The organism is Sphingomonas sp. 2SG (genome assembly GCF_005503285.1).
GTDB classification, from domain to species: Bacteria; Pseudomonadota; Alphaproteobacteria; order Sphingomonadales; family Sphingomonadaceae; genus Sphingomonas; species Sphingomonas taxi.
Genome location: NZ_SCMZ01000008.1, coordinates 68,399 through 82,241, shown reverse-complemented (window position 1 = coordinate 82,241; position 13,843 = coordinate 68,399). Strand labels below are relative to the sequence as shown.

The window sequence follows — 13,843 nt, the reverse complement described above, 5'->3', positions numbered from 1 at the left end:
TCGACGTGTGTCCGGCGACGGAAAGGGGGCCGTCGCCGGGCCGGTTGCTAGAACAGACGCTCGCGAATGCGGATCGTGTCGCCGGGGCGGACGCGCAGATCGGGCGACAGCGGCACCGTCTCCTCGGTCGCCTCGCCGGCGTGCTTGACCACCACCGACTTCTTGCTGGCGCGATAGGTGAAGCCCTCCGCGGTGGCGACCGCGTTGAGCACGGTGAGCCCCGAGGAATAGGGATATTCGCCCGGCTTGTTGACCTCGCCGAGGATATAATAGGGCCGGAAGGTCAGCACGTCGATGCTGACCCGCGGCTCGCGCAGATAGCCGTCGGCGAGCTTGCGCTGGATGGTCGCGGCGAGCGCGGTGGTGGTGACGCCGGCGGCATCGACGTCGCCGATCAGCGGCAGCGACAGCTTGCCGTTGGCGTTGACCAGGAATTCCCCCGACAGCGACGGTTCGTCGAAGATCAGGATGCGGATCTTGTCGGCGACGCCGAGCCGGTAATCGTCGGTCGACGCGGTGACGCCCGCCGGGCCGGCCTGCGCCGAGGCGGTGACGCCGCCCGCGGCGGTGGCGGCAGGGCGCGCCGGCGCGCTGGCGGTGGTCGGCGCGGTCTGGCCGGAGGCGAGGGCAGGGCCGCAACCCGCCAGGCCGATCGCCGCGATCAGGGTCATCAGGATTTTCATTCGCCGGACTTCCCCATTTGCCACTCTATCTTCCGAACGACCGCCGCAGCCGCGGTCTCAATCGGTTAAGGCTAGCGCAGGTCGCGATTATTGTCACCTGTCCGGCACGCCCCGCAACGCGGCCTTTTCTGGGACGGCACAGGAATTTTCCTTAACCTTCCCGCGGTACATTGCATGACGAGATGATCACCGCGCCCTCCTCGACCGGCCGTATCGCGGCCCTCCTCGCCGCGGCGCTGGCCGTGCTGTCCGCCACCCCGGCGACCGCGAGCCGGCCCGACCTGTTCATCGCGCTCGCCCAGCCGATCACCCCGCCACGCGGCTTTGCGGTGATGTGCGAGACGCGCCCCAATCTGTGCAGCAACCAGCCCTGGACGGGCGAGACCGAGATCACCGACGACCTGCGCCTGCTCGATCAGGTCAACCGCACCGTCAACCGTCATGTCCGCCAGGAGAGCGATCTGCGCGCCTACGGCCGTGCGGAGGTGTGGACGCCGTCGGGTCGCGGCCGCCGCGCGGTCGGCGATTGCGAGGACATCGCGCTGGAGAAGCGGCTGGAGCTGATCAAGGCCGGCTTCCCGCCCGACAATCTGTTCCTCGCCGTCGGCTATGCGCGGCGCATCGGCCTGCACGTCGTGCTGGTCGCGCGCACCGGCTCGGGCGATCTGGTGCTCGACAGCCGTGCCGCGGGCATTCGGATGTGGCGCGACGTGCCCTATAGCTGGATCGGCGCGCAGTCGGGGCAGGACCCAGCGCGCTGGTTCGGCATCCAGCGCAGCTCCTGACGGAACTTACCCATTGCTCGTCGATTGACCCCCTTCGGCTTTCAAGCCGTTCGATAACAGGGGTAATTTCGATGAAGAAGATGGTGGTTCTCGCCATGGCGGCCGGTCTGGCCAGCCTGTCGGCCTGCAATTCCAGCCCGCGCGAGCAGGTTGCCGACAATATCGAGGCGAACAGCGAAGCGGTTGCCGACAATCTGGAAGACGCCGCGGACAATGCGAGCACCAGCGCAGCCGAAGCCAGCCTCGAGAACAAGGCGGACGCGGTGCGGGCGACCGGCCAGAATCAGGCCGACGACATGCGCACCAACGACCCCGACACCAATCTGTCGAACGGTATCTGACGGCCGGCGAAGTTCCGGGTCAGGCCGGGCTGTTCCCAAGCACAGCTCCGGACTGGGGGGCGTCCGGTCAACCGGGCGCCCTTTTTCGTTGCGGTCTGCCGGCAACAGCCTGACCCCGCCCGCCGTGTACGACGGACGGGGCCGGACGTCACAGCTTAGTTGCTGTCGGAATCATTGTCTTCCTTGTCGCTGATCAGCACCGCGGCGCCGATCGCGATGCCGGCGACGATCACCGCTGCGGCGATCGGACCGATGCCGGCACCGGCGAGCTTGCTCGACTTGCCTGCGGGCGCGCCGGCACGATGCGCGGACGACAGCGACAGCGCGCTTGCGGCATTGGTCGGCGCGGCGACGGTCGGCGCGGCGCTGGCGGCGATCGGGCTGGCGACGAGGGCGAGCGTCGAGGCGCCCAGCATGACGGATTTAAGCATAGAGATACTCCCGGTTGCGATTGTCGGCGAACATCGCCGCCCGACCGAACGCGTCAGGACGCGAGCCTCTACCATCCAAGCCACGGATTCTTTTGCACTGCGGTGGAACCGGGGCGGGGCGGGGGCGCGACATCGCCCGGTACCGCGGCCACTAGCCGAGCGGCGGGCTGACGATGCGTGGGCGGCCGTCACGCGCCTGGACGAGCCATTGCGCGCCGTCTTCCAGGCCGAGCGCGGTGAGGCAACCGGTCTCGTGCGCGCCGGTGTCGATGCCGATGCGATTGCCGCCGAGCCGCGGTACGCCGGGCTCGACGGTATGGCCGTGGACGACGACTTTCTCGTGGCGGCGCTTGCTCGACAGGAAGGGTTCGCGGATCCACAGCAGGTCGTCGGGATCCTGCCGGGTCAGCCGTACCCGCGGCCGGATGCCGGCGTGGGTGAAGAAATAATCGCCCAGGCTCCACGAATGCGGCAGCCGGTCGAGCCAGTCGACGATCGCGCCGTCGAGCGCGCCACGCAGCAGCGCCAAAGTGCGGGCGCTGTCGAACGGCCGCCCGCCGACCGGCACGCCCAGCCCTTCCAGCGTCGGGCGGCCGCCGAATTGCAGCCAGAAGGCGAGCGCCTCCTCGTCGCCGCGATAGACGTCGACCAGCGCCGCCTCGTGATTGCCCTTCAGCACCTTCACGTCTTCGGCATCGGCGTCGGCGAGCGAGAAGACCTTGAGCAACGTCGCCGAATCCTTGCCGCGATCGATGAAGTCGCCGAGGAACACCAACGTCACCGCAGCCGGCGGGCGGGCGTGGGAGTCGACCCGGATCGCCTCGAGCAGGCGGATCAGCAGATCCGCCTCGCCGTGGATGTCGCCGATCGCATAGACGCGCCGGCCCGGCGGCAGGCACGGTTCGGTCGCGGGGCGGCGGCTTCGGAATACCATTGGGACAACCAGACATGCCGCGGGCGGACCAACGGGGAGCGGGATCGGGCGGGACGGGGTGAAACGGCGAGCGGCTCCAACCATCATATCCGCCGAGCGGCAACCGATATTTAACTCGGTGCCGCTAAGAACTTGAGAATAATCTCAAGTTGGATCGTCATGCTGAACTTCCGAATGACTCTTGCGACGTGCGGCGCGCTGCTGCTCGGTGGCTGCGGAGGAGGCGGCGGAGGTGCTGCCGGCGAAAGCGCGGCCGGCTCGTCCGGCGCCGTCGTCGTCGTTCCCGCCGCGACCCCCACGGCAACGCCGACGCCCACTGCGACCCCGACCGCGACCCCCACGCCGACCCCGGTCGCGACCACGCCGAGCGCGATGATCCTCGGCGCCGCCACCGCGTTTGGCCAGCAGACCTGGGACTTTTCGATCCTGCAGACCGCCAGGTCGCTCGGCACGGCGGCCGTGCGCGACGGCGTCGCCTGGACCGAGATCGAGAAGTCGCCCGGCGTCTATCAGTTCAACTCGGCCAAGGTGAGCTGGATCAACAACGTCAGCGACGGCGGCTTCCCGGTCACCTTGCTGTTCGACAATACCAATCCGCTCTACGACGGCGGCCTGACGCCCTATACCGACGCCGGCCGCGCCGCTTACGCCAAGATGATCGTCGCGACGCTCGACCATTTCCCCAAGGTCAAGACGATCGAGGTCGGCAACGAATACAATGCGTTCAACTTCGTCACCGGGCCGGTGCTCAACGACGGCTATCCGGCGCGCCAGAAATATTATTACGAGACGCTGAAGGCGGTCTATACCGCGGTCAAGGCGACGCATGCCGACGTCAAGGTGCTCGGCGGTGCAGCGCTCGCCATCCCGGTCGGCTATTTCAAGCCGCTGTTCGCGATGGGCGGGCTCAACTATATGGATGGCATCGTCGTCCATCCCTATACGACCGACGCCGAACAGCTCGACAAGCAGCTCACCGTCCTCAAGTCGGCGATGGGCGCCAATGCCAAGCCGATCCACGTCACCGAATTCGCCAAGGAGCTCGACAGCGTCGTCGACACCGCCGACTATCTGGTCAAGAGCGTCGCGGTGATGGCAACCGCGGGCGTCGCGGAGGCCGACTGGTACGCGCTGCGCCAGCAGGGCGGCCCCAACAACATCTGGTACAAGAACGTCGCGCTTGCCTCCTTCTCGGGCGCGGTGCTGCCGCCGGGGCAGGGCTATAAGGTCATGGCGACGCAGGTTCTCGCCAAAGGCGCAGGCCGGCGGATCGCCACCGATCCCTTCGTCTACGCCTATCAGTTCGGCCAGAATGCGATGGTCGTCTGGGGCGATCCGCGCAGCCTGACGGTCAAGGCCAGCGCGAAATTCTACAATTCGCAGGGCATCGAGATCGCCCAGCCGACGACGATCGACGCCAAGTCGCCGACGATCATCGTCAGCGACAGTCCGTTGGTCTATGGCGACACCGTCGTGCTCGGCTCCAGCCAGCTCGTCGCCGACAGCTACGACCAGTTCGACTTCACCAATTCGCTCGACGGCTCGACCAAGTTCGAGGGGCCATGGACCTATTTCGCCTATGGCGTGCGGTCACAGGCCTATACTTTGGCCTATACGCAGGGCGGGGGCGAGGTCGCGAGTTCGGACTGGATGCCCTATATCGGCATCGACTGGCTGCGCCCGTTCAACATCAACGCCAATACGGTGAGCCCGGTCGACTATAACACCGGCGGGTCGCCCGACGCCTATAAGGCGATCCTGCGCTACACCTCGCCCTATGACGGCAAGTTCGACATCAGCGGGGTGTGGGACGTCAACGCCAAGTCGGCGGACGGCATCGACGTGCAGGTCGTGGTCAATTCGCAGACCGTGCTGGCGACGATCTTCAACGGCCATTACGACATGAGCCTCAAGGGGATCAGCCTCAAGCAGGGCGACGTCATCACCTTCGTCGTCGGACCGAACAAGAATGCCGCCGGCACCGACACGACCAACTACCGGATCAAGATGTACCGCGCGTCCTGATCGCGGCACATTATTCCAACGTCCCGAGGAACGGGTCGCCGGCACCCCGCCGGCGGCCCGTTTGTCCGTTACCAGGCGAGACGCAACGACAGCGCGCCGTTGATCGCCTCGCCGACGTTGGTCTGCGTCCAGTAATGCGCGTTGGTCAGATTGTTGACGTTGCCGGTGACGGTGACCGGCTGGTCGCCGAGCCGGGTCTGATACTGGAAGCCGGCATTGGCGACGGTATAGCCGGGGATGGCGAGCCGGTTGCGGTTGTCGGCCGGTGCCGGGCCGATATAGCGGACGTTGCCGAACAGGCTGAACCCCGGCAGCGCGGGCGGCCGGTAATCGGCGTTGCCGGTCACTTGCCATCGGCTCGCACCCGCCGGGACATGGCCGAGCATGTCGGCATTGTCCGACGCGACGGTGCGGAGGCTGGGGTCGAGATGGATCGCGCCCGCCCCCAGCCGCATCGCCGGGGTCAGCCGATAGCGTGCGATCGCCTCGATGCCCTTGTAGAGCGTCAGCCCGTCCTGCGTCAGGCGACGGCGATCCCCCTCGATCAGATCGATCGGCTCGACCCGTTCGATGCGGAAGGCGGCGGTGGTCAGGCTGAGCCCGTCATGCTCATATTTGCCGCCGACCTCATATTGACGGCTGATCGTCGGTTTCAGCACCTCGCCGGCATTGACGTAGATGCCGTCGACCCGGCTGCCCGGCTCCAGCGCCTCGGCATAACTGGCGTAGAGCGTGGCATAGGTGACCGGCTTGTAGAGCAGCGCGACGGTCGGCGTCAGCGCAGTGGCGCGGTAGCTCGAATCCTTCGTGGGATCGTCGTCGGTGTCGGACAGGCGGTAAAGATTGTAGCGTGCGCCGACCATCGCCTGGACGTGATCGCCGAAGTGCAGCGTATCGCTGGCGAACAGCGCCCGCTGCTGCTCCCGCGACGGTGATCCGCCAGTGCCGAAGGCGATCGCGCGCGTCACGCGGAACGGCTGGTTGCGATGGAGATTGCCGTCGAAGTCGTTATCCCAGTGATAATCGTCGAGGCCGAAGTCGGTAAGGGTCGCCTGGAATGCGGTGCCGGTGACGATCTCATGCCGGACCGGACCGGTCGCAACTTCGCCCTGGACGAGCGCCTGAACGAAGTGGCTGCGATCCAACTCGGCGAAATTAAACGCATAGCCCTGATAATCGCCCGCCTGATCGAGCAGGTAGACGAACATCTTGTTGGAATGGTGCAGCTTGCTCGAATAGCCATAGGTTACCCGCACCGACCAATCGGGCGCGAAGGTCCAGTCCAGTCCGGTCGCCGTCACCAGCGTCCGGGTAGCATAGAAGCTGTTGGCGATATTCATTTTGCCGTAATCGTAGGAGACGCGCGGCAATGCCGTGTCGGCATAGTGCGCCCAATAGAGTTTGAACGGCTCGTGGCGCAGCGTGCTGTCCTCGTAGCTCGCGGTGGCATACCAGTGCAGATTGGCGGCGAGGCGATAGTCGAGCGCCAGTGCACCGACCAGCCGGTTCACCCCGGCGCGATTATAGGCATCGCCCTTCTCGCCGGCGAGATTGAGACGATAGCCGAACGCGCCGTCGCGGGTCAGCGGCCCGCCGGCATCGAGCCGCGCATAGCCGATGCCGGCGGTGCGATACCCGATTTCGGTGGTGAGCAGCGGCGCCGGCGTCGGCCGCTTGGTACGATAGCTGATCACCCCGCCCGGCGACCCGAAGCCGTACATGAAACCGGTCAGCCCCTTGAGCGCGGTGACGCTCTGGATCGGCTCGAGCGCGAAGTCGCCGCCCCAGTGCAGCGCCATCGGCACGTCATCGACGTAATAATTGCGCACGCCGATGCCACGGATCTGCGTTCCCCACCAATTCGTCGAGGCCGCCGGTGCCGACGACGAGACCGAGGGATCGTCGGCGAAGAGCTGGCCGATATTGGTCACCTGACGGCGCAGGATGTCCTCGGCATCGACAACGGACAGCGAAAACGGCGTGTCGAGCAACGGCTTGGCGCCGAGCGCGCCGTTGCTGACGATTTTCGCCTGCCCTTCTTCGTCGTGCACGCCGGTGACGATGATGTCGTGCCGGTCGTCCTGCCCCGCGACGGTCTCCCCGGCCTCGGTCGCGGACTGGCTGCTCTGCGCGTCGACCGTCGCCGGCCATGCGGCAAGCGCCGAGGTGGAAAGAAGATACACGCAAACCCGATACATGCTGTTACGCCCCCGAAACATCCGAGCGCAATAGGTTGCGTGATAATGCGAGTCAAACGCGTTAAGCCAGCTTAATGATAAGGGCCTGAGAAGAAGGGCTTTCGCTCCAGTCTTCGGTGGATGGATGCAGCGAGCGCTGCCTGCGACGGCGCTCCGCCGCTTGCCCAGCCCCAGTCAGGGAGGGTGCGGGCGGCGTCCGTGCGATCAGATGGCGGCAGGCGCGGCCGTGGTGTTCGATGGCGAGGCGAGTGCGCGATCGACGTCGTCGGCCGCCGCATCGCCGTCGTCGCCGTCCTGCTCGTGGCGGCGCCGCACGCTCGCCTTGAGGTCGCGGGCGAGCGCGCGCGCATCGCGGGCGAAGGCAGCATCGGGATCCTCGCCGACGGTGACCGCAACGCTGGTCACATCGCTCACCCTGGTGACGGCGCTGGTCAGGTCGGCGGCCTCGGTGTCGCGCTGCGCGGTCGTGGCCTGGATTACGGCGGCATGCTGCACGTCGCCGCGGGTGGCGGCGACCGCGGCGGCCGCGACCAGCACCGCCGGATCGGTCGGGCTGACCGCCTTCGGCGGGGCAGTGTCCTTGACCGGATCGATGTCGATCGCGCTGAGATCGATCGGCGTGCCGCCGACGCTGATGAACGCCTGCACCGAGGCGGCCAGTTCGCGCGCGATCTGCGCCACCGCCTGTCCGTGCCGGGCGGGATCGCCGGTGTGCATCATCTCGACCAGATGCAGCTGCGCCTTGAGGTCCTGCAGCTTCTGGCTGGCATGCGCGCGCGCGATCTCCGCGTCGCGCTTCACCGCGCGCAGCGTTTCCAGCGTCTCGCTCGCACCCGACACCTTGTGCGCATCCGGGCGATGCACGGGATGGGGCTGTTGCGGATCGATGCGGTTGGGATCGGGGGAGCCGGCATCCACCGTGCCGTCGCTCACCAACACGTCCTGAACCGGCGCGATCGGCGCGATGCCGAACTGCTGCGGATCGGCGGAAACCGCCGGCGAGGCGCTGCCTATCTTCATGGGTCCATCATAGGATGGAATCCGGAACCGCGGAAACGCGGCAGGCGCCGGCGCGCCCGACGGCACGCCGGACCGCGGCATGGCCTGCCCGGCCACGCCGCGGCGTCAGATCAGAATACGGTCGCGATGATGCCCGCCCAGAGCGCGGCGGCGATCGGCAGCGCGATCAGGATGCCATGCGCCCCAAAGGGGTGACGCTCGGCTTCGGGGTAATTGAAAATACGCATCAGAACCTCTCCCAGCGTTTTCGCCTTAGGAGGTTAACGTACCAATTTGGGAAAGAGGTTCAAGGGGTAGACGGATCTTTTGTTTTTTTGGCATGGGTCACCCGCACCGCATTGCAGCGACAACATCTCGAAATCGTCGTCCCGACCCTCGCCGTGGCAGGCTTGTGCTGCCATCGGTGGATGCCGTGCCGGCAGAGAAATCTCAGCACGCAAACGCCTCACCTTGCTTGGGCTATCCTTATCCAAACACACGGGTTTTACCAGCCATCACGGGTCTATCGCGTCTCAAAACGGGGCGATGCGCGACCGCTGCGATGGCCGCCGGGACGGTGCCGGTGGGGCGGTGGCAGGGGGTGTTCGGGCGCGGGGTGAACGTCCGTACCGGGGCGTGGTTTTTTTCTAGGCCGGATGCAACGGGAGCGTTTTCGTGGTTCGGGTACGGTCTATTGCGGCTGTGAGACGGCTGCCCGCCACGATGGCGGCTGGGTCTTGATAGTTGATGATTCGGCCGACACGTCGGACGCCGCCTTCCGCCCCTATGTCGGTTTCGGCCTGCGCGCGCAGCTGCAGGGCCGCAAGCCCGAGGCGTTCGGCGGCTATGCCGGTGCACCGCTGGTCCTCGGCGCCTTCGGGGCGCAGCGCGCGCCGTTGGTCGGCACCGTCTCGGCGGGGGTCGGCTATCGCCTCAACGACGGGATCGAGCTGTTCTCGACCGTCGAGGCGCAGACCGGCCGCGACGACCATCGCGAGAGCATCGAGACGGGCGTGCGCCTGCGCTTCTGACCGGGCGGACGCCGGTCCTTTGGGCCGGCGTCCGCACCGTTTCATCCCGCGGGACGGCTGCTGCTGCATCATTCGGCAAGTTTGTTCGTAGCTTGCCACTCGCATGCTGCGACCGCGAAGGAGCCCGTGATTGTCCGACCCGTCCGCGCCGATCGACTATGCGCAACTGGCGCAAACCGAACTGGATCTGGCCGCCCGTTCGCCGACTACGGCGCGCCGGCGCGCGCATCTCGACCAGGCGGCGATCTTCGCGACGCTGGACGAACGGCAACGCGCCGACCGCGACGACGGCGACCGCTCCGTCGGGTGAACCGTGCCGGCCCGGTGACGGCTGTCCGGAGATGATCCGCCTATCGCGGAAGAGCTTCCCGGCCGGCTTGCAAATCTCGTCGCTCGATCAAGCCACCTTAAGGTTCCTTAAGGCTCACTTATCTTGTCGCTACAAGATCTTGGCCCCGTAATTGCACCATCTTAAGGAACCTTAGGACTCGTCTCGACGGCATTTTACTCTTTTTCCCAAACGCTTGACGCCACGGCCCGCCGTGTAGGGTGTGCAAAAAACAGGAACTGCCCGCCGTCTGTTTCCGTGGTCTCCCGACCTCTCGTCCGGATGGCTGGCGTAGACCTGGGAGAGGCGAACGTATGGCGACCAATCGCGCAATCATGCGGGGTCCCGGCGTGCGCCGATCTGATGCCGCGGCGCACCGAGGGCCGCCGATCGCCGCTGCCGATGCTGCGCCCGTCTTACATTTTGTTGCGAGGCGCCGGCGCCGCAACCCGAGGCCCGTGCCCGGAATTGTAGGACCATGGTCCAACAACATCCGCATCACCCGCCGGGACAGGCCGGGATGCCGCAAGGAGAGACATGATGGCCTATATGTTGCTTGCCGGTCTGGCGCTCGGCGCTGCCGGCGCCACGCTCGGCATGACCGTGGATCATCGCACGCAGCTCGATCACCATAGCGGCCGCGTCGCGGTCACCTATCGTGGCGATGTCGCGATCCACCACAAGCAGGTCGGCGCCGCGACGGGCGGCGGTCGCAGCGCGACGCTGCGCTGCGACTGGACCGCGAAGATGACCGTCGCCCGCCACGCGACCGGCGCCGGCGGCACCAGCATGGCCCGCCATATCGCCGATACGCCCGCGATCGCTGGCACCCGGCCGGGCTGGTGCATCACCAACCGGTCCGCGATCAGCGAGGAGGTCGCCAGCCGCGCCGGCGACATGCAGCGCCATCTGGTGACGGTCGCCGAAGAGGATCATGCCGCCTTGCGGGCCGAACTCGACCGGTTGCACGGGGCGGAACGCACCGGATGATACGCATGCGGGCGATGATGCTGGGGCTCGTCGCGGCGGCCCCCGCCGCGGCGCAGGACGTGCCCTCCGCCGGCGTGACGGCGAGCGCGGAGGTGACGAGCGACGAGGTGCGGCGCGGACTGAGCTGGAGCGGCGGCCGCGCCGCGGTCGCCGGCGAGTTGCGTGGTTCGCGCGGCGCGCTCGACGCGTCGGTGCGCGCGGTGACGCTGCGCGACAGTCCGCGCCATGCCGGCGCCGAGGCCGTCGTCGACCTGACCGCCGGCACCGGCTGGGACCTCGGCGCGATCCGGCTCGACGCCACTGCGACCGGGCATCTGTTCGCCGGTGCGCGCGGCCGGATGGACTATGTCGAGTTCGGCGCCACCGCAGGCTATGGCTATGGTCCGATCTACGCGACGCTCGGCGTCGCGGTCGCGCCGTCGCAGGATGCGATCGGCGGCAGCAACGTGCATGTCCGCGCCGACGCCAACGCCGGGATCCCCGGCACGCCGTTCACCCTGCTGGCCGGGCTCGGCCGTTCCTCGGGCAGCGTCACCGATCCCGCCCGCGCGGACCGGCTGCGGCCGGCCGGCAGCTATGTCGACTGGCGGCTCGGCGTCGAGCATCGCCGCGACCGGCTGACCTTCGGCATCGACTATCTCGGTACCGATGTCGCGCAGGCGGACGCCAGCACCCGCTTCGCCGATGCGCGCCACGCCGGCGACCGGCTGGTCGGCCGCGCGCAACTGTCCTTCTGATCCCTCCGGCCGGAGCGATGTCCGTCAGTGGGTGACGGAGCGGCCGGGTCGCGTGATGAAGCGCTGGATCGTATCGCGCAGCCGGTCGTGCGACACCGGCTTCTGGATCACCGTGTCTGCGGACGGGCAGCCGTCACAGCCCTCGGGATGGCCGGTGACGTAGAGGACGGGGATGGGACCGCCCGCGCCGGTGATCCGCCGCACCGCGGCGACGCCGGTGCCACGGCGCAGCCGGACGTCGGCGACGATCAACGCCGGCACGCGACGCGTCGCCGCCTGTTCGGCCTCGGCCTCCGTCTCCGCCACCTCGACGGTGCGCGCACCCGCGAGGATCGCGGCATCGCACACGAACTGACCGAACAGATAGGAATCCTCGATGATCAAGACGTGCGGCATTAGGGACTTCCAGCTAACCGCTTGAAAAATGCCGTTAAAGCAGGATTGTTCCGTTAGTGTAACGGTATTTGCGAGGCGACGGCCGTCTGACTGCCGACGATCTGCCGGTCGCGATGGTCCGCCAGCCATGTGGCGAAGTCGCCCGCTTCCATCGGCCGCGCGAACCAGAAGCCCTGCGCCTCGTCGCAGCCGAGCCGGGTGAGCACCGTCGCCGCGGCTTCGGTCTCGATCCCCTCGGCGACGACGTGATAGCCGAGCTTCTTGGCGAGGCCGATCATCGTCTCGACCAGCACGAAATCGGGTCCTTGCGCGCCGGTCAGGTTGCGGATGAAGGCCTGGTCGATCTTGAGCACGCGCGCTGGCAGCCGCTGCAGATAGGCGAGGCTGCTGTGCCCGGTGCCGAAATCGTCGATCGCCAGGCAGATGCCCGCAGCGGCCAGTTCGCGCAGCATGGCGAGCGCCTGATCGGGTTGCGCCATGATCGCGCTCTCGGTCAGCTCGATCTCGAGCCGGTCGGGACGCAGGCCACGCTGCGCCAGGCCGTGCTGGACACGCGCGACGAAGTCGGCCTCGGTCAGATTGGCGGCGGAGATGTTGACCGACAGCGTCTGCGCGATCGCCGCATGGTCCCAATGCGCCAATTGGTCCATCGCCGCATCGAGCACCCATTGCGTCGTCGGCCGCGCCAGCGAGGTCTGTTCGATGATCGGGATGAATTCGGCCGGCGAGATCTCGCCGAGCTGTGGATGCCGCCAGCGCAGCAGCGCCTCGGCGCCGAGGCAGCGTCCGGTCGCCATGTCGAGCCGCGGCTGATAGACCAGCCGCAACTGGTCGCCCGCCTCCAGCGCCGCGCCGAAATCGCGCAATAGACGATATTGGCGCTGGTGGGCGGTGTCGTTGGCGGCGGAGTAGAGCGCGATCGATCCGTCGGCGCGACGCGCATCCTGCGCGGCGCTCGCCGCGCCGCGCAGCACGTCGTCGGGCAGCACGTCGCCGAGGACGAAGGGCCGCACGCCGATCGCGACGCTGGTGACGAAGCGTGCCGAGGACGATCGGCGGATCAGCGCGAACCCCGATTGCAGCACGTCGAGATAGGCCGCCTGTTCGGTGTCGGGCGGCGACAGGAAGGCGAATTGCGCCGCTCCGACGTGATAGACGGTCCGGCTCGGCCCGAGCATCCGGGCAAGCGAGCGCGCCGCTTCGCGGATCAGCTCGTCGACGCGCGTACCGCCCATCACGCGCGTGATCCGGCTGATCTGGTCGTCGCGCGCGAGATCGACCACCACCGCAAAGCGCGGCTCGCCGCCACGGTCGCGTGCGAGATCGGTCAGATCGTCGCGGAACTGGTTGCGCGTCGGCAGGCCGCTGATCGGATCGATCCGGCCGAAGGCGTGCTGCAACTCGATCTGCGCCATCACCATCGCGGCGAGATCGACCAGCCCGGCCAGCTCGGCCGGCGAGACCTGCCGCGGCACGGTGCCAAGGACGCACAGCGCACCCACGCCATAGCCATCGCTGGTGATCAGCGGCGCCCCGGCGTAGAATCGCGTACCCGCGCGCGCCAGCACGCTGTCGGCATAATGAGGGTCGGCCAGCAGATCCTCGACGACCAGCGGCACGGTCGATTCCGCAACCGCCGCGCACGGCGCCTTGTCGCGCGGGATGCTGCAATGATCGATACCGACGCGCGACTTGAACCATTGCCGGTCGCGATCGGTCAGCGAGACGGCGGCTACCGGCAGGCCGAAGATCTGGCTCGCCATGCGGGTGATGCGATCGAAGCTTTCGCTCGGCGGTGTGTCCAGCAATTTGAGCTGGGCGAGGGCATCCAGCCGGGCGTCTTCGACGTCGTTCGCGCGCGGTTTCATTGTGATTTGGATTAAAAACAATGTCTTAAATATGTGTGGCGGCCGACCGCCGGCGGTCGCCGAGCCGCCATGAAACGCCTCGCCGCGCCTGGACGGC

14 protein-coding genes are annotated in these 13,843 nt (G+C 67.4%); 7 read left to right on the top strand and 7 right to left on the bottom strand.

Features of this window, described 5'->3' with window-relative positions; genetic code table 11:
• Positions 1-47: 47 nt before the first annotated feature.
• A complete protein-coding gene (locus FFS23_RS05500; protein ID WP_245640930.1) occupies positions 48-671 on the bottom strand; it encodes a polysaccharide biosynthesis/export family protein in 624 nt (207 codons plus the stop codon).
• 194 nt (positions 672-865) lie between these two features.
• Between FFS23_RS05500 and FFS23_RS05495 the strand changes: the two genes are divergently transcribed.
• Positions 866-1,468: a transglutaminase-like cysteine peptidase gene (locus FFS23_RS05495; protein ID WP_137897784.1), complete on the top strand. Its 603-nt coding sequence runs from the start codon at positions 866-868 to the stop codon at positions 1,466-1,468.
• Positions 1,469-1,539: 71 nt separating this feature from the next.
• Positions 1,540-1,809 (top strand): hypothetical protein, encoded by a 270-nt coding sequence (locus tag FFS23_RS05490; protein ID WP_041394085.1) that lies wholly within the window; start codon positions 1,540-1,542, stop codon positions 1,807-1,809.
• A gap of 155 nt (positions 1,810-1,964) precedes the next feature.
• Here FFS23_RS05490 and FFS23_RS05485 read toward each other — a convergent pair whose 3' ends face one another.
• Both FFS23_RS05485 and FFS23_RS05480 read right to left on the bottom strand, forming a co-directional pair.
• Positions 1,965-2,240 carry a hypothetical protein gene (locus FFS23_RS05485; protein ID WP_081974586.1) on the bottom strand — a complete coding sequence of 92 codons (276 nt, stop codon included), beginning with the start codon at positions 2,238-2,240 and terminating at the stop codon, positions 1,965-1,967.
• Positions 2,241-2,391: 151 nt separating this feature from the next.
• A complete protein-coding gene (locus tag FFS23_RS05480; protein ID WP_171009373.1) occupies positions 2,392-3,174 on the bottom strand; it encodes a metallophosphoesterase family protein in 783 nt (260 codons plus the stop codon).
• 174 nt (positions 3,175-3,348) lie between these two features.
• Here FFS23_RS05480 and FFS23_RS20030 point away from each other — a divergent pair, with 174 nt between their 5' ends.
• A complete protein-coding gene (locus FFS23_RS20030; RefSeq protein ID WP_171009362.1) occupies positions 3,349-5,199 on the top strand; it encodes a hypothetical protein in 1,851 nt (616 codons plus the stop codon).
• A 68-nt stretch (positions 5,200-5,267) separates the two neighbouring features.
• Here FFS23_RS20030 and FFS23_RS05470 read toward each other — a convergent pair whose 3' ends face one another.
• A complete protein-coding gene (locus FFS23_RS05470) occupies positions 5,268-7,382 on the bottom strand; it encodes a TonB-dependent siderophore receptor (RefSeq protein ID WP_249340534.1) in 2,115 nt (704 codons plus the stop codon).
• A 219-nt stretch (positions 7,383-7,601) separates the two neighbouring features.
• Positions 7,602-8,417 (bottom strand): hypothetical protein, encoded by an 816-nt coding sequence (locus FFS23_RS05465; protein ID WP_137897782.1) that lies wholly within the window; start codon positions 8,415-8,417, stop codon positions 7,602-7,604.
• Between the two features lie 716 nt (positions 8,418-9,133).
• Between FFS23_RS05465 and FFS23_RS05460 the strand changes: the two genes are divergently transcribed.
• From FFS23_RS05460 to FFS23_RS05445, 4 genes are all read left to right on the top strand, one after another.
• Positions 9,134-9,427, top strand: a complete 294-nt coding sequence (locus tag FFS23_RS05460) for a hypothetical protein (RefSeq protein ID WP_137897781.1) — start codon at positions 9,134-9,136, stop codon at positions 9,425-9,427.
• 130 nt (positions 9,428-9,557) lie between these two features.
• Positions 9,558-9,737 carry a hypothetical protein gene (locus tag FFS23_RS05455; protein WP_137897780.1) on the top strand — a complete coding sequence of 60 codons (180 nt, stop codon included), beginning with the start codon at positions 9,558-9,560 and terminating at the stop codon, positions 9,735-9,737.
• Between the two features lie 555 nt (positions 9,738-10,292).
• Positions 10,293-10,745: a hypothetical protein gene (locus FFS23_RS05450; RefSeq protein ID WP_137897779.1), complete on the top strand. Its 453-nt coding sequence runs from the start codon at positions 10,293-10,295 to the stop codon at positions 10,743-10,745.
• A 5-nt stretch (positions 10,746-10,750) separates the two neighbouring features.
• Positions 10,751-11,482, top strand: a complete 732-nt coding sequence (locus FFS23_RS05445) for a TorF family putative porin (protein ID WP_249340533.1) — start codon at positions 10,751-10,753, stop codon at positions 11,480-11,482.
• Positions 11,483-11,506: 24 nt separating this feature from the next.
• Here FFS23_RS05445 and FFS23_RS05440 read toward each other — a convergent pair whose 3' ends face one another.
• Together FFS23_RS05440 and FFS23_RS05435 are read right to left on the bottom strand one after the other, a co-directional pair.
• Positions 11,507-11,878, bottom strand: a complete 372-nt coding sequence (locus FFS23_RS05440; RefSeq protein WP_171009371.1) for a response regulator — start codon at positions 11,876-11,878, stop codon at positions 11,507-11,509.
• A gap of 53 nt (positions 11,879-11,931) precedes the next feature.
• Positions 11,932-13,746 carry a putative bifunctional diguanylate cyclase/phosphodiesterase gene (locus tag FFS23_RS05435; protein WP_137897776.1) on the bottom strand — a complete coding sequence of 605 codons (1,815 nt, stop codon included), beginning with the start codon at positions 13,744-13,746 and terminating at the stop codon, positions 11,932-11,934.
• Positions 13,747-13,843: the final 97 nt, after the last annotated feature.